Source organism: Rhodococcus sp. YH3-3, assembly GCF_001653035.1.
GTDB classification, from domain to species: domain Bacteria; phylum Actinomycetota; class Actinomycetes; order Mycobacteriales; family Mycobacteriaceae; genus Rhodococcus_F; species Rhodococcus_F qingshengii.
The window spans coordinates 21,047-40,360 of the sequence record NZ_BCWH01000002.1 but is presented as its reverse complement, the minus strand read 5'-3'; the positions used below and the strand labels follow the sequence as shown (position 1 = coordinate 40,360).

Sequence of the window (19,314 nt, the reverse complement as noted above, 5' to 3'; positions counted from 1 at the left end):
ATTCAGGTGAGCGGTTTTCCACCCGTCACGCCGATGACTTCCCCAGTGGTGTAACTGGATTCGCCAGAGGCGAGAAATACATAGGCGGGAGCAAGCTCGGTCGGCTGACCTGCCCGCCCGAGCGGAACGTCGTCCCCGAACGTCTCGAACTTCTCCTTGGGCATCGTCGCCGGAATCAGTGGCGTCCAAATCGGTCCAGGTGCAACGGCATTGACCCTGATTCCCTTCCGTGCGACATCGGCGGCCAGCCCCTTGGTGAAGTCGATGATGCCCGCCTTTGTCGTGGCGTAATCGAGCAGCTCGGGCGACGGGGACGCACCTTGGATGGACGAGGTATTCACGATCGTCGATCCGGGCTCCATCTGCGCGATCGCTGCTTTGGAGAGCCAAAATAGTGCGTAGAGGTTGGTTTTCATCACACGGTCGAATTGTTCGGTGGTGATATCGGCGATGCCGCCCATCTGCACCATCTGAAACGCGGCGTTGTTCACCAAGATGTCGAGTCCGCCGAGTTCACGCACCGCGGTTTCGACCAAAGCAGAACAATGTTCCTCGCTTCGGAGATCTCCCGGCACCGAGACGGCTTTGCGACCTGCCTCCTCGACCCAGCGAGCGGTTTCCCGAGCGTCCTGTTCTTCCTCGTCGAGATAACTCAGGACAACGTCCGCGCCTTCTCTGGCAAATGCAATCGCGACCGCACGTCCGATGCCCGAATCTGCTCCGGTGACAATCGCACGCCTTCCTTCGAGTCGACCGCTCCCTCGATAGGTGTTTTCACCGTGGTCGGGAGGAGAAATCATGTCTGCGGTGAGACCGGGGTGTGCGATCTCCGCCTGCCGCTCACGCACAGGAGCGGGGAACCGCGTGGTCGGGTCCTGCATTGCGTACTGGTCCGGCATATCGATACTCCTCAGGTGACGCAGTTTCTCGTGGGCTTCTGGATGGATGCACTGCACATGCCTCCTTCCCGCCGAATAGAAATCGAAACCTCGGGGTGGCCGGGATCTCACTCGTCCTGGCGCCGACGATCTCGGTGCGTCGATCCCACTTGTTCGTTGTGGTTACTACGCGGTAGGTCGGGGTAGCCCGCGTAGCGGCGGTGGCTCCGCGACCCGCGGAGCACTCGTCGAGCAGAAGCTGAACATCACGTAAAGCACGCACCGACGAAGGGACGACCCCGATATGAGCAACTCCGAAACCACGTCCGCCTTGATCACCCAGTTACGCATGCTCCTCGGTCTGACGCACACCGAGATCCAGGTCGCCGAAACGCGCGTCGCACAGGCCAGAACCGAGGCTGTTCGACGCGAATTGACGGAAAACGCAGAGAACGGCCGTGAAAGGGCGAGTTCCATAGAGTCCACGATTCGCGATCTGGGGGGCGTGCCGGAATTGGTCGGTCCGTTCATCGGACGCGCGACAGCCGGAGTGAAAGCGATGGTCGAACAGGCTCAGCCCTTCGACGAAGCGGTATTGGGAGACCTTGCGCTCGAACATCAACTCCTCGACCGTTCCCGCTACCTCAAGGCCCTGGCCACTGCCGGCGGCGATCAGACCGTCGCGGCGTTGGCCGACCGCCTCATCACTGCACACTCCGCGACCGTGGACTGGCTCACGACTGTCTTGGCCGAAGAGGCACTCGGTGGACCGGCAGCTTTGCGCCGCACACCGATGCAAGCTGCCACCGGCGCGGCGATACGGCTGGTCAACGTTCCGGTCTCCTGGTCGACCCGCAGTCTCGACCGTGCCATCGACGCTGTTCGCACCTCACCGCCGGTACTGGGTGAGCTGATCAGCTGGGGCGCATATGCCGGTGACGTGACTGTGAAAACACTCTCGGCCAGTAGGGATGCGGCCATCGCCACGGCTGAGAAGGTCACTCGCCGAGAAGGTGCTGACGGTGCCGCCGACGTCTTCCGTTCGGTACGGAAGTCGAGTGGGCTACTCGACCCCACTGAACTTCCCATCGAAGACTTCGACGAACTCAACGTCACCCAAGCCGTCTCCGCCGTGAAGGAACTGACCGACGCCGCACAGGTGCGGGACATCGTTGCGTACGAGGAAGCGCACAAGAACCGACACGGCGTCGTATCCGCTGCCCAGGCAAGACTCGCAGCGATCGCCCAGGAAGTCGTCGGAATCAACTAGAGCGTTCAATCGACATATCGAGAGTCCGACTCTCGGAATCGCGAGCACTGGACCTCGTGAAAACGGGATTCGCGGCCAGGGGCACCCGAGACCGTCAAGAAGATGACAGCGGCTCTCGAAGCCCTCTGATCAGTTCGACGCGCGCGGAATCGAGAATTCCCTCGGAGAGCGGGGAACCCTTGGTAGCTCGCGAAAGAACCAGTGCACCGAGCATGGTGGAGAGCCGGAGGAGACCGACAGCTTCGTCGTCGGCAAGAGCTGCGGCAAAATCCCCCACTCCCTCCGTGTAAACCCGACGGGCCTCGCTGTCTGCAGGCTCGCGCGCCATGTCGGCGGCGAGCGCAGCAGCGGGGCATCCGTCTGCCGGGTTGTCGCGATGCGCCACCGAGAGATAGGTATCGATCAAAGCTTTTCGGGCGGAGTCACGTTGCCCTGCATGCTCTTCGAGTCCCGCAGAGTGCAGCTGAGCCAGTTCCTTGAAGGCGTGGGTGGTCGCTTCGTCGATGAGAGCGTCCTTGGACGCGAACTGCTTGTAAAAGCCACCGTGGGTCAGCCCCGACGCCTTCATCAGGTCGGCGACGCTGAGGTGAGTGCCCTTCTCTCGGAACAGTCGGGCTGCGGTTTCCACGACGCGCCGACGGTTCTCTTCCGCTTGTTGCTGCGATACGCGGCCCATCACAACGCCTTCCAGTTTGGATTTCACTTGACATCTATCCTAGCCGACACTTAGATTTGATTCATAATCTAAACGTCACGAGCAATCACAACACTGGGAGAATCATGGACCTGAACAAGACGGTTGCGGTCGTCACAGGAGCCAATCGCGGGCTCGGACGCCATCTGGCTGCGGGACTCGTCGAGCGCGGCGCAAAGGTGTACGCGGCTGCGCGCAATCCGGAAACTGTCGATCTACCCGGCGTCATCCCCCTGAGGTTGGACGTGACGGACGCCGAATCGATAACCGCCGCCGCGCAAATCGCATCGGATGTGACCTTGCTGGTCAACAACGCAGGTATTTCTACCTCGGCGCCCTTGATCGGGGGCGACATCGATGACATTCGACGAGAGATGGACGTCAACTTCTACGGCCCGCTCGCCGTGACCCGGGCGTTTGCTCCTGTCATCGAAAACAACGACGGCGGAACAATACTCAACGTTCTGTCGGTGCTGTCCTGGTTCCATCCAGCCGCGCTCGGGTCTTACGCGTCGTCGAAGGCAGCGGCCTGGGCGATGACCGACGCCGTTCGAGAAGAACTTGCGCCGCGCAAAATCTCCGTATCGGCACTGCATGTCGCATACATGGATACCGACATGGCCGCTGGCGTACCCGCCGAACAGAAGATCGATCCTGCCGACGTCGCCGCGCAAGCACTGGACGGTATCGAAAGCGGGCTCGCCGAGATCCTCGCTGACGACACCACCCGGTACGTCAAGGGGAGTCTGTCCTCGTCGAACTCCGAGTAAGCAAGGGACTGCAGACGAGTGACGCTTACCCCACCGTTTTGAGGCTGGCCAATCTGCTCAGGATCGGTGCCCGCCAAGCTGCGAGGTCTTCCGGACCGTTCTCTTCCCACAACTCGTACAACTCCGAAGTGTCGCTGTCGGAAACTGCACGCTCGAGTGCGGAGAGGACCCAACTCTTCTGCTCCGGGCTCAAGGTGCTGACGTACCCGGCGGCGTCAATTCCATCCAGCTGCACAGGCTTCGGCGCAACGCCGTGCGCAACCGCAAGAATCTCGGCGACGGCGATTGCTGTTTGAGCATCATCGGCATCGAGATAACCGCCATCGGGGTGGCTAGCGTAATCGTCGATGTCGTAGTCACCCGCCTGTACTGCGCTGAGCAGGTCGCCCGCTACGTCGTTGTCGAAAGGTCCTGAACCCCAAGTCCCCATGCTGTCTCTCCGATCCGTACCCGGCGCACCTGTCGTAAAGATATTAGTGAATCACAGGCTTCGGCCAGGACCCTCGGGCTGGAAGTACTGCGTTCGCCGGAAATCGACATCAGCGCAACGGCACGCGAAGGATGCGGTCATCACCGGGGTTGGGGTCGCCACGACCGTCGGTGTTGTTCGTCAGTATCCACAGCGACCCGTCCGGTGCGAATACAACATCACGGAGGCGCCCGTATTCGTCGACGAATTGCTCGTCGGCGGTCGCGGGATCGGTCAAGGGCACCGTGCGGAGTCGCTCACCACGAAGGTTGGCGATGTAGATCGTGCCGTCGTGGATGGCGATTCCGCTGGGGCTGGCATCATCCGGTGACCATTGTTGGAGCGGGTCGATGAATCCGTCTTCCCCCGCAATCCCTTCGACCTCGGGCCACCCGTAGTTTCCGCCGGCTTCGATCCGGTTGAGTTCGTCCCAGGTGTCCTGCCCGAACTCGCTGGCGTACATCGTGCCGTCCTCGGTCCAGGCAATGCCCTGGGAGTTGCGGTGGCCGTAGCTGTAGACGAACGAGTTCGGAAACGGATTATCTTGCGGCACATCACCATCCGGAGTCATTCGAAGGATTTTCCCGGACATCGAGTCGAGGTCCTGAGCTCTGTCTCGACTACCGGCATCACCGACGGTCACGTACAGCATCCCGTCCGGGCCGAACGCGATGCGACCACCGTTGTGGTAGTTGGCCGAAGCGAGCCCGTCGAGAATCGTCTCGGCCGGCCCGAGCGCGAATTCCCCCGGAGCACCGATGATGTCGAAGCGTTCGATCCGGTTCTCCCCGTTCGCGGTGAAGTACGCGTACAGGCGGTTTTCACGTGCTGCGATCCCTAGTAAACCGCCCTCACCTCTTGGGCTGACGCCGTCGACGACTCCCACCTCGCGGCTGTTTCCGCCGGCGTCGAGTTCGAGGATTCGCGCGCTGTCGCGCTCACTGACTAGTGGTGTATCGCCGTGGAATGCGATCGACCAGGGCGCGTCCAAGCCGTCGGCGACGGTCTCGGGTTCACCGAAGGCCGCGGCGGGCGCCGATCGTGTTGTCGTGCTTGCCTGTGGACCGGGCCCTTCAGGATCCTCGCTACCGCAGGCCGTCAGGAAGGCCGAAAGGAGCACGGCGGCGCCAAGCCCTCGGATCTGTCGTCGTGTCATGGGCGCGCCTCCCGGGTTCAGGCAGTCTTTGCGCCGACGGTAGCGCGCAATCGGCCACACCGGGAGTCCCTTCGAGTACCCCCAACGACCGGGACTCCCTCGCAGGCGACGGGCGTGATGCCCTGGACGGGTGCGCCACGACATACGCGTCGTCAACAGAAAGAGAACTGACCACCTCATGATTTCCGCCCCGACCGTCGAAGAAACCGGCCGCCTGCCGCTCGTGATCTACGTGCTGGCCGTCGGAGTTTTCTTGATGGGTACAACCGAATTCGTCGTCGCCGGCATTCTTCCCGAGATCGCGGGTGACCTCGGTACGTCGATCGCGAACGTCGGCCTGATGATCACCGTCTTCGCGATCGGAATGATTGTCGGCACGCCGGCGATGGCGATCTTGACACTCAGGGTTCCTCGACGCGTGACCTTGAGCTCGGCGCTGGTTGTTTTCGCGATCGGACACGTCATCGTTGCGCTCTCGTCCAACTTCGGACTCATTCTCGGCGCCCGCTTCCTCACAGCCGTGGCGACGGGCGCATTCTGGGCAGTCGCTGCAGTGGTCGGGGCAAAAGCGGCCGGCCCGGCGTCTTCCTCGCGCGCGCTCGGCATCGTCTTGGGTGGAGGCATGCTCGCGAACGTCATCGGTGTTCCGCTCGGCGCTCTGGCCGGTCAGAGCATCGGGTGGCGTGGTCCTTTCTGGGCCCTCGCCGCCCTCGCACTCGTTGCCGCGGCCGTCGTCCACCGATTGGTACCCGCCGACACCGACTCCGGTGCGGTGCCGTCCTGGCGAGCGGAGATCGCGAGCCTACGGGACGGACGCATCTGGCTCGTTCTGTCCGGTTGCGCCGTCGTGTGCGGGTCGTCGCTGGCGGCGTACAGCTTCATCTCTCCGCTGTTGACCGAGAACACGGGACTTGCTGCGTCGGCAGTGCCGCTAGTGCTTGTCGGCTACGGACTCGGTGCGTTCGTCGGCTCCAATCTCGGCGGTCGACTCGGTGCGAAGCATCAGTACGGGGTCTTGTTCGTCTCGGCAGCGATGACGTTTCTCGTACTCGGGGCGCTCTGCCTCTTCTCGCACAACGTGATCGTGACGGTGATTCTCGTAGTCATGCTGGGACTGTTCGGCATGTCGACCAATCCCATCCTGATCGGGATGGCTGTGCGTTATGCCGATCAGGCGCCGACGATGGCTTCTGCTCTCAGCACCTCGTCGTTCAATCTGGGCACGGCGGTCGGCTCCTGGATCGCCGGGTTTGCGTTCGCCTCGAGTCTCGGTGCCACTGGGCCGGTGTTGGTAGGCACCGGCGTTGCCGCTCTCTACTTTCTGCCGCTGATGATCCTGTTGCGCAAGGAACGCACGAAGCGCACCACCGTCGAAGTCGTCAACTGACGACCCGATCAACCGTCGCGCAGTTCGTCAGCCGTCCGTCAGCGACCGCTCCGACACGTGAGGAGCAGAGTCCGCATTCTCACTGGCTGCCAACGAGGCGAGTAGCTGCATCCGTTCCGCGGACGGCGATCCCGGCTCTGCGGTGTAGATCGTGAGCGTCAACCCCGGCTCGGCGGCCATCTCCAAACCTTCGAAGGCAAGCGTCAGCTCCCCCACGGCGGAGTGGTGAAAAGTCTTGAATCCGGTGCCGTGATGGCGGACGTCGTGCGCGCCCCACCGACGCCGGAATTCCTCACTCCGAGTGCTGAGTTCACCGATCAGATCGTGCAATTCCTTGTTGTGAGGATCTCGCCCAGCCTCGGTTCGCAGAATCGAGACGGTCACCTCGGCAAACGCGTTCCAGTCCGGATAAAACTCGAAAGCCCTTTCGTCGAGGAACGTGAAGCGCGCGATGTTCGGGGGCTGCCCCGGCATGTCGTACAGGTCCTTGTAAAACGCACGCGCGAGTGGGTTGACAGCAAGAAGATCCATGCGACCGTTCCGCACGAAAGCGGGTCCCGCGGTGACTGCATCGAGCGCCCACTGCAGGCTCTGATGGGGCTTCCAGCCCTTCGCATTTCGCCGACGCGGGGGCCTGGCTACCGGGCTTGCCGCGTGCGCGAGATCAAAAAGGTGGGCGCGCTCGGCGTCGTCGAGTCGTAAGGCCTTCGCGATACTGTCGAGTACACCCGGCGATGCGCCGCTGATCGCTCCGCGCTCGAGCCTCGTGTAGTACTCGACGCTCACGCCGGCGAGGGTTGCCACTTCACTTCGACGTAGACCGTCCACGCGGCGGTTCGATCCGGCCGGAAGTCCAACTTGTTCGGGCGTGACTCGGGCGCGCCGCGAGGTCAGGAATTCGCGTACTTGCGCTCGATCGTCCATGCCATCGAGCCTAAGTCAGTGACCGGTAGCGAGGGAGTCCCTCGCAGTACCACTATCGCGCGGGACTCCCGCACGCCGCCAAATCGTGATCAGGTTGAAGTGACACGAGAAAACCGATGGTGAGGAGCCACGTCATGCGCGCTGTCGTCATGCATGCCCCCGGCGATGTCCGGGTCGAAGAGATCGATGCGCCGGTGATCGTCGAACCGACCGACGCGATCATTCGCGTTACAGCCACCTGCGTCTGCGGTTCCGACCTCTGGCCGTATCGCGGCATCGAAGAGCTGAATGGCCCGACGCCGATGGGACACGAATACGTGGGCGTCGTCGAACAGGTCGGCCCCGACGTCAACGACATCGAAGTTGGGGACTTCGTCGTGGGCTCGTTCGTCGCGTCGGACAACACCTGCGAAATCTGCGAGGCGGGCTTTCAGTCTCGCTGTATCCACCAGGTCATGATGGGCTCGGTCGGCACCCAATCCGAATACGCTCGCATCCCGCTCGCGGACGGCACCCTCGTCCCTGTCCGCGGAGAGCCGACCGAGCGGCAGGCTCGCAGCCTCCTTGCAGCCTCCGACGTACTCGGCACCGGTTGGTTCGCCGCCGTAGCTGCGGAAGCCGGACCTGGCAAAACAGTCGCCGTCGTCGGCGACGGCGCAGTCGGACTCCTGGCGATCCTCGCTGCCAGACAACTCGGCGCCGAGCGGATCATCGCCATGTCACGTCACGCCGACCGGCAGGCACTCGCCACACAATTCGGCGCCACCGACATCGTCGAAGAGCGGGGCGACGCGGGCATCGCGAAGATCAAGGAACTCACCGGCGGCTACGGCGCCCACTCGACCGTCGAAGCCGTAGGCACCCAAGAATCGATGATGCAGGCTATCGGAGCTACCCGCCCCGGCGGACATGTCGGCTACGTCGGGGTATCCCACGGCGTCGAACTCGACGGCATGAACCTGTTCTTCGCGACGGTGAGCCTGCTCGGCGGTCCCGCGCCGGTCAGGCGATTCCTACCCGAACTGATCGAGCTCATCATGACCGACCAGATCGACCCAGGCATCGTCTTCGACCTCACTCTCCCGTTGGAGGACGCCGCCGCCGGCTACCAGGCGATGGACGAGCGGCGCGCCACCAAAGTGCTACTCACCCTCTGACCGATACCAAAGGCTCACGAGTCAGAACTGGGCTCTCCGCGCCGATCGAGGAACGTCTCGGCTACCAACGAGAGGCGCTCTTGGTTTACCGAGCAGCATGTTCACTGATCACAGCGAATGCGTATGACGCCGAAGGTGAGGATGGGTACTTCTATTGGTGCGCAGCCGCTTTGATCCAAGAGGATGCTACGCGACTGATATGCACCCCCACCAGCGGAAACCGATTGTACGAGTGAATGTTTCAATGAGAGCGACTCGGCGCTACTTTGTAGCAACGAAACTCGTCTCTACCTACGGTTGCGTACTGAATTCCTTGTGGGGCAGGCTTTCTTGTGTACTGCTGACAAGCCGTATCTGCTGACGAACCGTATTGCTGACGAACCAAGGTCGGAGAACAATGGGTCACTACAAAAGCAACGTGCGTGATATCGAGTTCAATCTGTTCGAGGTACTCGGGATCGGCGAACTGCTGGATGCCGGCGCTTACGGGGACCTCGACACCGACACTGTGCGCAACATTCTTGCGGAAGTATCGAGGCTGGCAGAAGGCCCGGTCGCCGCGTCCTTCGCCGACGCGGATCGAAACCCTGTCGAATTCGACGCACCCAATCACGCCGTTGTGGTCCCGGAACCTCTACGCAAGACGGTCGAGGCGGTGAACGAGGCCGGTTGGTCGCGACTCGGCCTACCAGAAGGCATGGGTGGTGTTCCTGCTCCGGCGCCGTTGGTCTGGGCGATCGGCGAAATGTTGGTCGCGGCAAACGGATCCGCAAGCTTTTTCAACATGGGTCCACTGATGGCGAGCGTGCTCTACACCATCGGAAACGAACAGCAAAAACACTGGGCCAAAGAAGGATTCGAACGCGGATGGGCCGGAACGATGGTGCTCACCGAACCAGACGCCGGATCCGATGTAGGCGCAGGCCGAACAAAGGCAATCGCGCAGGACGACGGCACCTGGCACATCGAGGGCGTCAAGCGGTTCATCTCCGGCGGCGACGTCGGAGACACGGCCGAGAACCTCTTCCACTTGGTGCTTGCCCGGCCCGAGGGCGCCGGTCCAGGAACCAAAGGTTTGAGCCTGTTCTACGTTCCGAAGTCCCACTTCAACTCGGACACACTTGAACTGGGAGAGCGCAACGGTGTCTACGTCACCGGCGTCGAGCACAAGATGGGCCTCAAGTCTTCCCCAACTTGCGAGCTCACCTTCGGAGCGACGGACGTTCCTGCCGTCGGCTGGCTCGTGGGTGATGTCCACAACGGTATCGCCCAGATGTTCCAGGTCATCGAGAATGCTCGAATGATGGTGGGCACCAAGGCTACCGGAACACTGTCCACCGGCTATCTCAACGCCCTCGAGTATGCGAAAGAACGAATTCAAGGTGCAGACCTTACCGAGCTGACAAACAAAACCGCGCCCCGCGTGGCCATTACGCACCACCCCGACGTCCGACGCAGCCTGGCGATGCAGAAGGCCTACGCCGAAGGCCTCCGAGCGGTCTACCTCTACACCGCTGCACACCAGAATGCCGATGTCGCCGAGTTGGTTTCGGGGGCGGATGCCGAACTGGCGGCGCGGGTCAACGATCTGCTGCTGCCGATCGTCAAGGGCGTCGGTTCCGAAAAGGCCTACGAACTGCTCACCGAGAGCCTGCAGACCCTGGGCGGCTCCGGTTATCTTCAGGACTACCCCATCGAGCAGTACATCCGCGATGCCAAGATCGACACCCTGTACGAGGGCACCACGGCAATCCAGGCGCAGGACTTCTTCTTTCGGAAGATCGCACGCGACCGCGGCGTTGCACTCGCTCACGTAGCCGGTCGCATACGAGAGTTCATCGACAGTGAGGCCGGGAACGGTCGACTCAAGGCCGAGCGAGTCCTGCTCGAGATCGCCTTGACCGACGTGCAGGAGATGGCCGGGACGCTCACCGGGTATCTGATGGCTTCCCAGGACCAACCCTCCGAGTTGTACAAGATAGGCCTCGGTTCGGTGCGCTTTCTGAACGCGGTAGGCGACCTGCTCATCGGATGGCGCCTGTTGGTGCAAGCGGAAGTCGCGTTGGCAGCCTTGGACCGTGACGCGTCGGCAAAGGACCGGTCGTTCTATCGGGGCAAGGTGGTGATCGCGTCGTACTTCGCCAAGAACATCCTGCCCGTCCTGGCGTCGACCAAAGAAATCCTGGGTTCCCTCGACAACGAGATCATGGAACTCGAGGAAGACGCATTCTGACAACGTGCCATGCGCGGTATGGGTGGTGCGCAACTCGGAATGCTTGCTGCGTGATTCAAACGTGGTCGTGAACCGGCGACGGAATCTTGTTGGAACGATAAGAGTCTGCGCTCCGGTTCGGCCGCCAGAGACGCCAGTGCTTCGCGGACAGCCGGAACGGGAGATGGTCTTGTAGGTGACGAGCACCGGACGACAACCGTTCGTCTGCAGGCAGGTTGAGCCACAGGGACAGTGAGGATGCGGCGTTGCCGAGGGTTGCGCGTATGCCTGACTCGCCGAGAATCCGGCCGTATCCATCCACGGCAAAACGGCCGAACGTGTCGGGGGTGATGTCGGGGTACGGCGCGCGGGCGTTGGGGTCGATCAGGCGTACGGGCGCGCTGCAGGTCAGCGCCGCCACAGAACGTCCGTGGGTTGTGACCGCATCGCAACCAACGAGGGCATCGAGCGCTTCGTTGACAGAACCAGGTGGGACGTTCCATTCAGTATGGGTTTGCGCTTTGTAGCGGGGCCCACCGAAGAGTTCGGTAGCGAACGATGACAACTGCGCGGTCGGCTCGGATGGCCCACTCTGGTAGATCTCGAACGTCCACGACGGCAACGACACTGGTTCGGTGCAGGATTCCAGAAATGTCTGCAGCCGCTGAAATGCAACATCGGGACGCTTGACTCGAAGCGAGTGTGCACCACCGGCGGACCCGGGCAACCCGTCGTATGTCACTACTTCCGGCAATCCGGCTTCCGGTGTCCGCGCCGTCACAGGTTAGCCAATCGCGAAAGCACTACCCCGGCTGGTTCCTCCGTCGCGTGGCGATAGCCAGTACCGGCCCACAGGTGCATTCGCTCGGGATCTGCCTGCGCAACAGCGGCTTTGCGCATCGGGTTGGTCAGGTGATGGATGGCCGGGTACCCGATGGGCGCTTGTGCGTCGTAGCGATCGATGAACTCGTTCCGAAGCGCCCGTGCAGGACGTCCCGTGAAAGCTCTTGTGACGACCGTGTTCCCGCGGGACGTGTCGGCCAGAGCTGCCTTGTGCGGAGCCGAGGCACCACTCTCCTCGGTGCGCAGCAGCACAGTACCGACCACTGCCGCGTCCGCTCCGGCACGTAAGGCAGCAGCGACGTCGGCGGAGGTCGCCAGTCCACCGGCCGCCAATAGCGGAACAGAGGTGCGATGACGGATTTGTGCGATCAGTTCGGTGATCGGTGTTTCTGCCGGAACCTCCAGAGGAGTGAGCGTTCCGGAGTGACCACCGGCAGCTGACGATTGCACGACAAGCAGATCGGCACCGGCTTCGACGGCAAGGAGCGCTTCTGCCGCTGAGGTAACCGTCAACACGACCAGCGAACCGGCAGCGCGCAGCGCATTGACGACGACAGGGCTGGGAATGCCGAAGGTGAAGCTCACTACCGGAACCGGGCTGGCCAGAAGCAGGTCGATCTTGTCCGCGAAATAGTCGTCGTCTTCGACCGGCTCACCGTCAGCCAGCGTGATGCCATAGCGATCCGCCTCGACCTGGATCGCCCTGGCATAGGCACGGTAGGCATCGACATCGACAGGCACCGGGTTGGGCGCAAAAACGTTGACACCGAACGACACTCCCTCGGCGCGCACGGCGTCGATCTGTTCGGACAGAGCCTGAGGCGTCTTGTACCCGGCGGCGAGGAATCCGAGACCGCCTGCGCGAGAGGCAGCAGCAACAAGTGCCGGTGTGGAAGCGCCGCCGGCCATGGGGGCTGCGATGACAGGGACCTTCAGGTCGAGATCGGTTGTGAGTGCGCTCATTCGAACATCTCCAGTCCTACGTCGGGTAGTGCTCCGGCGGTTTCGTCATCTGACATCAAAAACTACCTCCTCAGTCGAGGTGGCTGTCCGAGGGTCCGCATCGAGATCGGAAGGGAATCGGAACCGCAAAACCGCGGCGGCCACTGCCGCGCCCAGAACGACGGCCGCACCCAACAGCAGAGCGTCGCGATACCCGTCTCGCAGCAACGGAGTGACAACGAGTGGGCCGAGAATCTGACCGACGCTGTATCCAGCGGTCAGCAACGCCACGGCGCGTGGGAACTGCAGGTGCGCGCCGATTGCCAACACAATTGACCCGATACCGAGGAAGGTGACACCGAACAGGAAAGCTGAAATCAGTGCGGGGCCGACGCCTCCGATCACAGCAGGAAGCGCTATGCCCACCGCCTGAATCAACAGGGCAACGAGAAGCAGAGTCGGCCTCGACCAACGCAGGCTGAGCCAAGCCCACAGGGCGCATGACGGAAATGCGGCCAACCCGACCACTATCCAGGCACCGCTGCCCACCCATTGCGGAGCGGCCAGATCTATCGCGGCAACTAGGAACGTGCCCGCGATGATGTAGCCGATGCCTTCCAGGAAGTAACTGATGAACAAGGCAGTGAACCCGCGTTGGGAACTGGGAGTTCCCGGCGCGTCCGGTGTGATGGTCGGACGCGGTTCCGGCGTCAATCCCCAGGCTGCGACCGCACACACCACTGCAAGGGCCGCAGATGCCAGCCAGGCTGTACTCCAGGTACCGATGACGCGGACGACGAACACGAGGACCCCGGACAGGGCGATACCCAGCCCAACTCCGCCGAATCCCCATCCGGCCAGGAATTGGGACTGCCCCCGAAGGTGCGCGTGCAAAGCGCTGACGGCGATCATGAAGACGAGGGCACTGGCAATGCCTGCGATGAGCCGCAGGGCGAACCAGATGGATCCGTCGTGGGTAGTGGGCATGAGCGCCAAAGTCGCGATGAGGACCACCAACGACGTGCGCATCACCGCTGCCGAGCGCACCGCGCCGGGAATGAGGATTCCCGCGAGCGCGCCGATGAGGTACCCGAGGTAGTTCGCTGTCGCCAAGGTTGCGCCAAGCGAGGCGGACAGACCGGCCTGCGTGTGCATCAACGGCAGAATCGGTGTGTACACGAATCGACCGATTCCCATGCTCGCCGCCAGCGCAGCGGCAGCTTGGACAGCGTGCGCTCGTGGGGAGACGCCGTTGTGGACTGTGCTCATGGTCTTATCGTGTGCCCCGGCCGCGCCGGACCGCCACGACCGCTTTGCTCCTGACTGATAGGCGCAACCTCCCACCGCACGTAGCATGAAGGATCGTGGAGCTGCGTCAGCTGAGATACTTCGAGGTCGTCGCCGAGGAACTGCACTTCGGCCGAGCCGCGGCACGACTACTGATAGCCGGGCCGTCATTGTCGCAGCAGATCATGGCACTCGAGCGCGATCTCGGCGTCAAGCTGTTCGTCCGCGACCGCCGTTCCGTCGCTCTGACGCCAGCCGGCGCGGCGCTGCTCCCCGATGTCCGTGCGCTACTCGAGAATGCCGAGAATCTGCGGCGCCGCGCGGAGCGTCTGTCCGGAGCGGAGCCCGTCCGGATCGGCTACGTCAATTGGCTCCCCACGGATCTGATCGCGCGCACTTCAGGGGTCGCGCAACTGCACGTCGACGCCTGGGTGGTGCCATCACACGCACAGGCCGCGCGGGTGGCAGACGGCAGCCTCGATCTGGCGATCGCCTGGGTACGGAAATACGATGTCGCCCAAAACGGTTTGAACGCCAGACTGCTCGGTGCGGATCGGCTCTACGCCGTCTCCACCGGAGAGGACACCACACCGGTGCGGGCACGCGACGTCGTCGTGCTCGTCGACGACGACACCACCTCCTGGTATTCGTGGAACGTCTTCGCCGAAGAATTCGCTCGCGATACCGGCGCACAGATCATGCGCATCAACGACGGTGGTATCACCGGCCCGGCATTCTTCGATCACGTCCGTGCCGTCGGCCGTCCGGTCGTCAACTCGCCCAAAGGGCAGACCATCACGCTGCCGAGCGATCTCACGGCACGCCCGATGATCGACCCGGCGGCAATCTGGACGTGGTCACTCCTGTGTCGTGAGAACGAAACGCGCCCTGCCGTTCTCGCGGCCGTCGACGCTCTCACCCGCGGCGTCACTGATCTCGGAATCCACGAGGACGGGAGATGGCTACCCATGGACGATCCTTACCGGAGGACTCGATGACACGACGCGCTATTCGAGTTTTCTGGGGACGACGGCCGGAATCGGTGCAGGCCGTGGCCTCCCGGTGGCGTCGGACGTTGGAGCAAGTCGAATTCCTGTTGCCCGAGGTGGTCGGCGGGTCGTGGCAACAGATCCATTCCGCTGGACCTGCTACTGCCGTGACCGTCGACCAGTTGGCACACGTGCTCGAGAACGCGCAGGCCGCCGAAGACTGGTCGGATCGTCTGGGAATCGGGTTGAGGCTCGCATCCGGCGGAGGGCCCGAATGGGGGCTCGAACTCTCAGGGTTGGCCGGCGGCGAACCGGAAATCGTCCTACAGTCGATGATTCTCGCTGTCAGCGCGCCGGACGCCGCCGAAGTTCCTGAGACAGAACTACTTCGGATGCTCGCCGCGGTGTGGGAACCGGACTTCGGGGACGTCACCGACGACAACATCCTCGACGCTCTCGAAGACGAGTCCGACTATCGCGTCGGAGATCCCGTGATCGGCCGCGTCGGCTACCTCTCGTCCGCTCGCGCTGACGCGATCCCGGATGACCTGGCCGTAGGCGTTGCCGCGTTACCGGGCGGCGTGTTGCTACAGATCGGGGCCGTCGATGGGGTCGTTCGGGCGTACGAGCGCCTGCGCGAGACCGGCGCACTCGATCCGCTTCCACGTCCACTGGACCGCGCAGTCTTCTGAAGGCGGTTACCGTTCGTCGAGTTTGGGTAGCCCGGGCGTCGGAACGAAGTCTCGCCTCGGCACTACCGCCGAAAAATGAACCGAAAGGCCCACCGCATGGTTGACGTCACCCGCAAATTCACCGCCGAGGTACCGATCGAGAAGGCTGCGGCGTTTCTCCGCGACTTCGCCAATGCGCCGACGTGGGATCCGGGCACCGAGAGTTGCACGCAGATCTCCGACGGTCCTGTCGGCGTCGGAACCCAATGGCACAACGTGTCGAAGCTGTTCGGCGTCACCACGGAACTGACGTACACGCTGGTGACCGACGAGCTGAATCACGTTGTTCTCGAAGGAAAGAACAAGACTGCCACCAGTACCGACGACATCACCTTGACTTCGGTGGGTCCGAACTCGACCGAGATCGAGTATCACGCGAACGTCGAGTTCAACGGTGCCGCCAAGATTGCGTCGCCTCTCCTGAAGGCGGGATTCGAAGCCAAAGTGGCACCGGAGACGGTGAAGAAGATGACGGAGGCCCTCGAAGCGCTCTGACAATCCGTCAGGTTCTTGTCACTGTGTGTTGCCGCCGCCCGCGCCACCGTTGCGAGCTTCGATGGCATCGATGGACTTCGTGAACGACTTTCCCAGCACTTGGGTGCCGACGAGTCCGAGTACCGACGCCAGGAGCTTTCCCTTGAGGTTCTTGCCGTCCCGGACCACGACGGCGTCGACATCGGTCAGACCCGTCGGTTGCCGGGTCAGCGTGTAGGTATGGCTCGACGCCCCGCCCCACAGGTTGGAGTCGGTGGTTGTCATCACGACGCGGTGCGGGTCGGTCCAGTCGTAGTGCAGACGCTCCCAGATACCACTGGAGCCCTCGGTGACATCAGCATCGTGGGGTCCTTGTTGGTGCACTTTCAGGTAGCTGTCCGCACTGCGGCCGAAGATTTCCTCACGGCCCGGGCCGAAGTCGGTCAGGCCGGCAAGGACCTGTTCGGGCGTCGCAGTGGTCGTCTTGTGAAGATGAATCGTAGTCATGGCGCCTTCTTTCAACTGTGGATGATCCGGTGCTGAAAAAGCCGGGGAGTGACTCATCCAGCACACCACTCACACGAAATGAATGAAAGAGAATTGCTCGCCCTGTCTCGATCCGCTGTCTCGATCCGCTATTCGACGCCGCGCCGGCTGGCAGTGATTGCGCCGTGCGGCCTGTAGCCGCTCCCCGTCCGGGTATGGGTCTCGATCACGTCGAAACCCGCTGTGACCAGCATTTGGGCCAGTTCGGTCACCGGCCATCGATAACCAGTCGTCGCGGCGTGATCAAAAGGCTCTACCGTTGTGCCTTCGAAGAAGCCCACGAGCAACCCACCACCTGGGCGGATCACGCGCGCGAATTCAGCGAGCGGTGCCTCGATATCTTGCGGGTGATGGTGAATGAGCGAGTACCAGGACAGCACGCCGCCCAGTGAATTCGTTTTCGCGTCCAATGCCTCGAAGCCCCCGACCTCGAAGGAAAGATCCGGGTATCGGGTGCGGGCTCGTTCGACGAACTCGGGCACGAGATCGATCCCGCTCACAGCCAGCCCGCTCTGGGCCAGGAAGTCTGTCCACTGCCCCGGCCCGCACCCGGCGTCGAGCACGGGGCCGGTCAAAGTGGCAGCCCAGCTGGTCACCAGGGCCCGATCAGATACGTGCGTCGAATCCATCGAGCCGAAGAGGTCCGTGTACTCCTGGGATCTGGCCGAATACGACTCTCGGACTACGTCGCGGCGCGTTGCACTCGAATTCTCCACGCCGTCAATGATTATCGATGTGCACCATTCCTTCGCCACAACTCGCCGAACCGAAGGTTCATACTCTGTTGAAGGCCTACGGTCACGTCCGGAAACTGAGGTCATATGGTGGAAGAGAAAGAACTGGCGGCGAAGATCCGCGAACTACTCAGTGCCCGATCGGCCGAGTCGAGCATCTGCCCCTCCGACGTGGCCCGCGCAGCGGCACCCGACAATTGGCGTCCGCTGATGGAACCCGTCCGAGAGGCTGCCCGCCACATGGTGGCCCACGGCGAAGTGCAGATCACCCAGGGCGGCGAAGTCGTCGACCCGGAATCCGTACGAGGTCCGATCAGGATTCGGTGGGCTCGTTGATCAACCGCATGACTGCTGGCGGCACTGCTCTCGCAGCGTGAATCAGCGGAAACGGTCCAGATGCTCACGCAGGAACGCATCCAGGCTTCGTGGCTCACGCCCCAGGACACGTGCCACCGTGTCGGTGGGTGACTCCGGGCGCGAGACGGCAAGTTGCTGGATCTCCAGAATGTGCTCGGCCAGCCACGGAGGCATGTGGGCATGATCGACGAGGTCTTGCCGAAGTTCGTGCGGTGGCAGGTCGATATATTGGACGGGGCGATCGAGCATGCGGGTCAGAGAATCGGCGATGCCGCCGTAGCCGACTGCCTCGCTGCCCGTCAGGACGTAGGTGCCGCCGGCGAGGTCGGCGCGTGTGAGCACGGCCGCGGCGACGTCACCGATATCTCGGCAGTCGATCCAGTTGCACGGCGCGTCCCGCATCGCGCCCAGAATCACCCCTTGCGCAGCCACCGCCGGAGCCAGGAGCAACAGATTCTGCATGAACGCATAAGGGCGGAGCAGAGTGTGGCGGATCCCGGATGCACGCAGGTGTTCGCCGACGGCATGGTGGCCGCGGGAGAGAGCGATGGGGGAGTCGGCCGCGGCGGCGGGGTCGGAGATCTTGACGATGTGTTCGACGCCGCTCTCGGCGGCTATGTCGATCACACGCGTTTCGAGCTCGACCTGTTCGAGTCCGTTGGCCATGGCGAGGAAAAGTTGTTCGGCCCCTTTGAAAGCCGTCCGTAGCGAAGTTGGGTCTGCGGCATCGGCCGGCACTACTTCGACCAAACCGTCGGCCAAATCGCCGAGGTGGGCGCTCAGCCTGTCCGGGTCGCGGGACAGCGCTCGGCTCGGCACACCCGAGGATGCGAGACTGCGTAGCAACGCGCCGCCTGTGGTTCCGGACGCTCCCATGATGACGATCATCGTGTTCCTTTCGGTCTTCCCCGGGAAGCCGGGGATCGTTGACATGTGTTGTCTGTCAGGGATTCTGACGGCGCCATCGCCAGCTGACGATGACGGCAGCGACAGCGGCAGATATCGGTAGATCGAGTTGCAGGCGAGCAAGCCAAGCAGTGTCGACCACGCTCGTGTGAGCTGGTAGCCAACGGGAGGCGAACCACCCGACGAGACCAGCAATCACAGCGGCTCCGACGGCAAGAATTGCCGCCACCATGATGCGAGGCAGGGCCGTGGTCCACGGCCGTGACCTCCCGCGACGCTGCAGCCAGGAGCCGATCAGCAACGCCACCACTGCCGACGTGCCCGCAATGGACGTAAATGCCGCCATCGTGAGGCCCGATTGGCCGGATGCGACTCCGCCCGCACCCGCCATCAGCGCAGGGGCAAGGTAGGCGACCAGCACCTCTCTCCACAGGATGAAAGGTCGTGCGGCGCGACGATCGGCAACCGGGACGCGTCGATTGGAATCGGTTATCTCCCTTTTGTTTTCGCGACGGATCGGCGGGGTGAGTCCGGACATGAAGGAGACCAACTTTCCGATTATAATTAGGTGACTAACTATTTGGGTAT

At 62.7% G+C, this 19,314-nt stretch carries 21 protein-coding genes; 9 read left to right on the top strand and 12 right to left on the bottom strand.

Annotated elements, in window-relative coordinates:
- Positions 1–2 precede the first annotated feature (2 nt).
- Positions 3–899: an SDR family oxidoreductase gene (locus YH3_RS12830; protein WP_064443534.1), complete on the bottom strand. Its 897-nt coding sequence runs from the start codon at positions 897–899 to the stop codon at positions 3–5.
- 283 nt (positions 900–1,182) lie between these two features.
- Between YH3_RS12830 and YH3_RS12825 the strand changes: the two genes are divergently transcribed.
- Positions 1,183–2,148 carry a hypothetical protein gene (locus YH3_RS12825; RefSeq protein WP_064443533.1) on the top strand — a complete coding sequence of 322 codons (966 nt, stop codon included), beginning with the start codon at positions 1,183–1,185 and terminating at the stop codon, positions 2,146–2,148.
- Between the two features lie 94 nt (positions 2,149–2,242).
- Here YH3_RS12825 and YH3_RS12820 read toward each other — a convergent pair whose 3' ends face one another.
- Positions 2,243–2,851, bottom strand: a complete 609-nt coding sequence (locus tag YH3_RS12820) for a TetR/AcrR family transcriptional regulator (RefSeq protein ID WP_238592608.1) — start codon at positions 2,849–2,851, stop codon at positions 2,243–2,245.
- Positions 2,852–2,928: 77 nt separating this feature from the next.
- Here YH3_RS12820 and YH3_RS12815 point away from each other — a divergent pair, with 77 nt between their 5' ends.
- Entirely contained in the window at positions 2,929–3,612 is a 684-nt protein-coding gene (locus YH3_RS12815; protein WP_007735616.1) for an SDR family oxidoreductase, read from the top strand.
- 25 nt (positions 3,613–3,637) lie between these two features.
- Here YH3_RS12815 and YH3_RS12810 read toward each other — a convergent pair whose 3' ends face one another.
- Positions 3,638–4,042 carry a DUF4259 domain-containing protein gene (locus YH3_RS12810; protein WP_003942974.1) on the bottom strand — a complete coding sequence of 135 codons (405 nt, stop codon included), beginning with the start codon at positions 4,040–4,042 and terminating at the stop codon, positions 3,638–3,640.
- 109 nt (positions 4,043–4,151) lie between these two features.
- Positions 4,152–5,237 (bottom strand): sorbosone dehydrogenase family protein, encoded by a 1,086-nt coding sequence (locus YH3_RS12805; protein WP_064443532.1) that lies wholly within the window; start codon positions 5,235–5,237, stop codon positions 4,152–4,154.
- Between the two features lie 178 nt (positions 5,238–5,415).
- Between YH3_RS12805 and YH3_RS12800 the strand changes: the two genes are divergently transcribed.
- Positions 5,416–6,624, top strand: coding sequence for an MFS transporter (locus YH3_RS12800; protein ID WP_064443531.1), 1,209 nt, complete (start codon positions 5,416–5,418; stop codon positions 6,622–6,624).
- Positions 6,625–6,651: 27 nt separating this feature from the next.
- Here YH3_RS12800 and YH3_RS12795 read toward each other — a convergent pair whose 3' ends face one another.
- Positions 6,652–7,548, bottom strand: coding sequence for a helix-turn-helix transcriptional regulator (locus tag YH3_RS12795; protein WP_029256657.1), 897 nt, complete (start codon positions 7,546–7,548; stop codon positions 6,652–6,654).
- A gap of 134 nt (positions 7,549–7,682) precedes the next feature.
- Here YH3_RS12795 and YH3_RS12790 point away from each other — a divergent pair, with 134 nt between their 5' ends.
- Together YH3_RS12790 and YH3_RS12785 are read left to right on the top strand one after the other, a co-directional pair.
- Entirely contained in the window at positions 7,683–8,705 is a 1,023-nt protein-coding gene (locus tag YH3_RS12790) for a zinc-dependent alcohol dehydrogenase family protein (RefSeq protein WP_054188331.1), read from the top strand.
- A gap of 397 nt (positions 8,706–9,102) precedes the next feature.
- Positions 9,103–10,938, top strand: coding sequence for an acyl-CoA dehydrogenase (locus tag YH3_RS12785; RefSeq protein WP_064443530.1), 1,836 nt, complete (start codon positions 9,103–9,105; stop codon positions 10,936–10,938).
- A gap of 55 nt (positions 10,939–10,993) precedes the next feature.
- Here the strand turns inward: YH3_RS12785 and YH3_RS12780 are convergent, their stop codons facing one another.
- The 3 genes from YH3_RS12780 to YH3_RS12770 are packed head-to-tail and all read right to left on the bottom strand — an operon-like array spanning position 10,994 to position 13,971.
- The gene (locus YH3_RS12780) at positions 10,994–11,698 is read right to left on the bottom strand and encodes a hypothetical protein (RefSeq protein WP_064443529.1); all 705 of its coding nucleotides are present in this window, start codon (positions 11,696–11,698) and stop codon (positions 10,994–10,996) included.
- Positions 11,695–12,723 carry a nitronate monooxygenase family protein gene (locus YH3_RS12775; protein ID WP_064443528.1) on the bottom strand — a complete coding sequence of 343 codons (1,029 nt, stop codon included), beginning with the start codon at positions 12,721–12,723 and terminating at the stop codon, positions 11,695–11,697. Before YH3_RS12775 ends, YH3_RS12780 begins: the two co-directional genes overlap by 4 nt.
- A 45-nt stretch (positions 12,724–12,768) precedes the next feature.
- Positions 12,769–13,971 (bottom strand): YbfB/YjiJ family MFS transporter, encoded by a 1,203-nt coding sequence (locus tag YH3_RS12770; protein ID WP_064443527.1) that lies wholly within the window; start codon positions 13,969–13,971, stop codon positions 12,769–12,771.
- Positions 13,972–14,066: 95 nt separating this feature from the next.
- On the opposite strand from YH3_RS12770, the gene YH3_RS12765 reads away from it, so the two are divergent.
- The 3 genes from YH3_RS12765 (at position 14,067) to YH3_RS12755 (ending at position 16,204) form a co-directional block, all read left to right on the top strand.
- Positions 14,067–14,987: a LysR family transcriptional regulator gene (locus tag YH3_RS12765; RefSeq protein WP_050654943.1), complete on the top strand. Its 921-nt coding sequence runs from the start codon at positions 14,067–14,069 to the stop codon at positions 14,985–14,987.
- On the top strand, positions 14,984–15,670 hold the full coding sequence (locus YH3_RS12760) for a hypothetical protein (RefSeq protein WP_064443526.1): 687 nt from the start codon (positions 14,984–14,986) through the stop codon (positions 15,668–15,670). Before YH3_RS12765 ends, YH3_RS12760 begins: the two co-directional genes overlap by 4 nt.
- A gap of 96 nt (positions 15,671–15,766) precedes the next feature.
- Complete coding sequence (locus tag YH3_RS12755; protein WP_007735601.1) at positions 15,767–16,204, top strand: SRPBCC family protein; 438 nt, start codon at positions 15,767–15,769, stop codon at positions 16,202–16,204.
- 18 nt (positions 16,205–16,222) lie between these two features.
- Here the strand turns inward: YH3_RS12755 and YH3_RS12750 are convergent, their stop codons facing one another.
- Together YH3_RS12750 and YH3_RS12745 are read right to left on the bottom strand one after the other, a co-directional pair.
- The gene (locus YH3_RS12750) at positions 16,223–16,690 is read right to left on the bottom strand and encodes a hypothetical protein (RefSeq protein ID WP_058227801.1); all 468 of its coding nucleotides are present in this window, start codon (positions 16,688–16,690) and stop codon (positions 16,223–16,225) included.
- A 128-nt stretch (positions 16,691–16,818) separates the two neighbouring features.
- On the bottom strand, positions 16,819–17,445 hold the full coding sequence (locus tag YH3_RS12745; protein WP_193777162.1) for a class I SAM-dependent methyltransferase: 627 nt from the start codon (positions 17,443–17,445) through the stop codon (positions 16,819–16,821).
- A 105-nt stretch (positions 17,446–17,550) separates the two neighbouring features.
- On the opposite strand from YH3_RS12745, the gene YH3_RS12740 reads away from it, so the two are divergent.
- Entirely contained in the window at positions 17,551–17,799 is a 249-nt protein-coding gene (locus tag YH3_RS12740) for a DUF3253 domain-containing protein (RefSeq protein ID WP_064443525.1), read from the top strand.
- Between the two features lie 42 nt (positions 17,800–17,841).
- Here the strand turns inward: YH3_RS12740 and YH3_RS12735 are convergent, their stop codons facing one another.
- Together YH3_RS12735 and YH3_RS12730 are read right to left on the bottom strand one after the other, a co-directional pair.
- Positions 17,842–18,753: an NmrA family NAD(P)-binding protein gene (locus tag YH3_RS12735; RefSeq protein WP_238592606.1), complete on the bottom strand. Its 912-nt coding sequence runs from the start codon at positions 18,751–18,753 to the stop codon at positions 17,842–17,844.
- A gap of 10 nt (positions 18,754–18,763) precedes the next feature.
- Positions 18,764–19,264: a hypothetical protein gene (locus tag YH3_RS12730; RefSeq protein ID WP_064443523.1), complete on the bottom strand. Its 501-nt coding sequence runs from the start codon at positions 19,262–19,264 to the stop codon at positions 18,764–18,766.
- Positions 19,265–19,314 lie beyond the last annotated feature (50 nt).

What these genes read in the sequence shown, in the direction of transcription:
- YH3_RS12740 (WP_064443525.1), top strand. Translation starts at nt 17,551, where the DNA reads ATGGTGGAAGAGAAAGAACTGGCGGCGAAGATCCGCGAACTACTCAGT.
- YH3_RS12755 (WP_007735601.1), top strand. Translation starts at nt 15,767, where the DNA reads ATGGTTGACGTCACCCGCAAATTCACCGCCGAGGTACCGATCGAGAAG.
- YH3_RS12790 (WP_054188331.1), top strand. Translation starts at nt 7,683, where the DNA reads ATGCGCGCTGTCGTCATGCATGCCCCCGGCGATGTCCGGGTCGAAGAG.
- YH3_RS12800 (WP_064443531.1), top strand. Translation starts at nt 5,416, where the DNA reads ATGATTTCCGCCCCGACCGTCGAAGAAACCGGCCGCCTGCCGCTCGTG.
- YH3_RS12785 (WP_064443530.1), top strand. Translation starts at nt 9,103, where the DNA reads ATGGGTCACTACAAAAGCAACGTGCGTGATATCGAGTTCAATCTGTTC.
- YH3_RS12825 (WP_064443533.1), top strand. Translation starts at nt 1,183, where the DNA reads ATGAGCAACTCCGAAACCACGTCCGCCTTGATCACCCAGTTACGCATG.
- YH3_RS12760 (WP_064443526.1), top strand. Translation starts at nt 14,984, where the DNA reads ATGACACGACGCGCTATTCGAGTTTTCTGGGGACGACGGCCGGAATCG.
- YH3_RS12735 (WP_238592606.1), bottom strand. Translation starts at nt 18,753, where the DNA reads ATGTCAACGATCCCCGGCTTCCCGGGGAAGACCGAAAGGAACACGATG.
- YH3_RS12775 (WP_064443528.1), bottom strand. Translation starts at nt 12,723, where the DNA reads ATGAGCGCACTCACAACCGATCTCGACCTGAAGGTCCCTGTCATCGCA.
- YH3_RS12750 (WP_058227801.1), bottom strand. Translation starts at nt 16,690, where the DNA reads ATGACTACGATTCATCTTCACAAGACGACCACTGCGACGCCCGAACAG.
- YH3_RS12830 (WP_064443534.1), bottom strand. Translation starts at nt 899, where the DNA reads ATGCCGGACCAGTACGCAATGCAGGACCCGACCACGCGGTTCCCCGCT.
- YH3_RS12795 (WP_029256657.1), bottom strand. Translation starts at nt 7,548, where the DNA reads ATGGACGATCGAGCGCAAGTACGCGAATTCCTGACCTCGCGGCGCGCC.
- YH3_RS12770 (WP_064443527.1), bottom strand. Translation starts at nt 13,971, where the DNA reads ATGAGCACAGTCCACAACGGCGTCTCCCCACGAGCGCACGCTGTCCAA.
- YH3_RS12805 (WP_064443532.1), bottom strand. Translation starts at nt 5,237, where the DNA reads ATGACACGACGACAGATCCGAGGGCTTGGCGCCGCCGTGCTCCTTTCG.
- YH3_RS12730 (WP_064443523.1), bottom strand. Translation starts at nt 19,264, where the DNA reads ATGTCCGGACTCACCCCGCCGATCCGTCGCGAAAACAAAAGGGAGATA.
- YH3_RS12815 (WP_007735616.1), top strand. Translation starts at nt 2,929, where the DNA reads ATGGACCTGAACAAGACGGTTGCGGTCGTCACAGGAGCCAATCGCGGG.
- YH3_RS12810 (WP_003942974.1), bottom strand. Translation starts at nt 4,042, where the DNA reads ATGGGGACTTGGGGTTCAGGACCTTTCGACAACGACGTAGCGGGCGAC.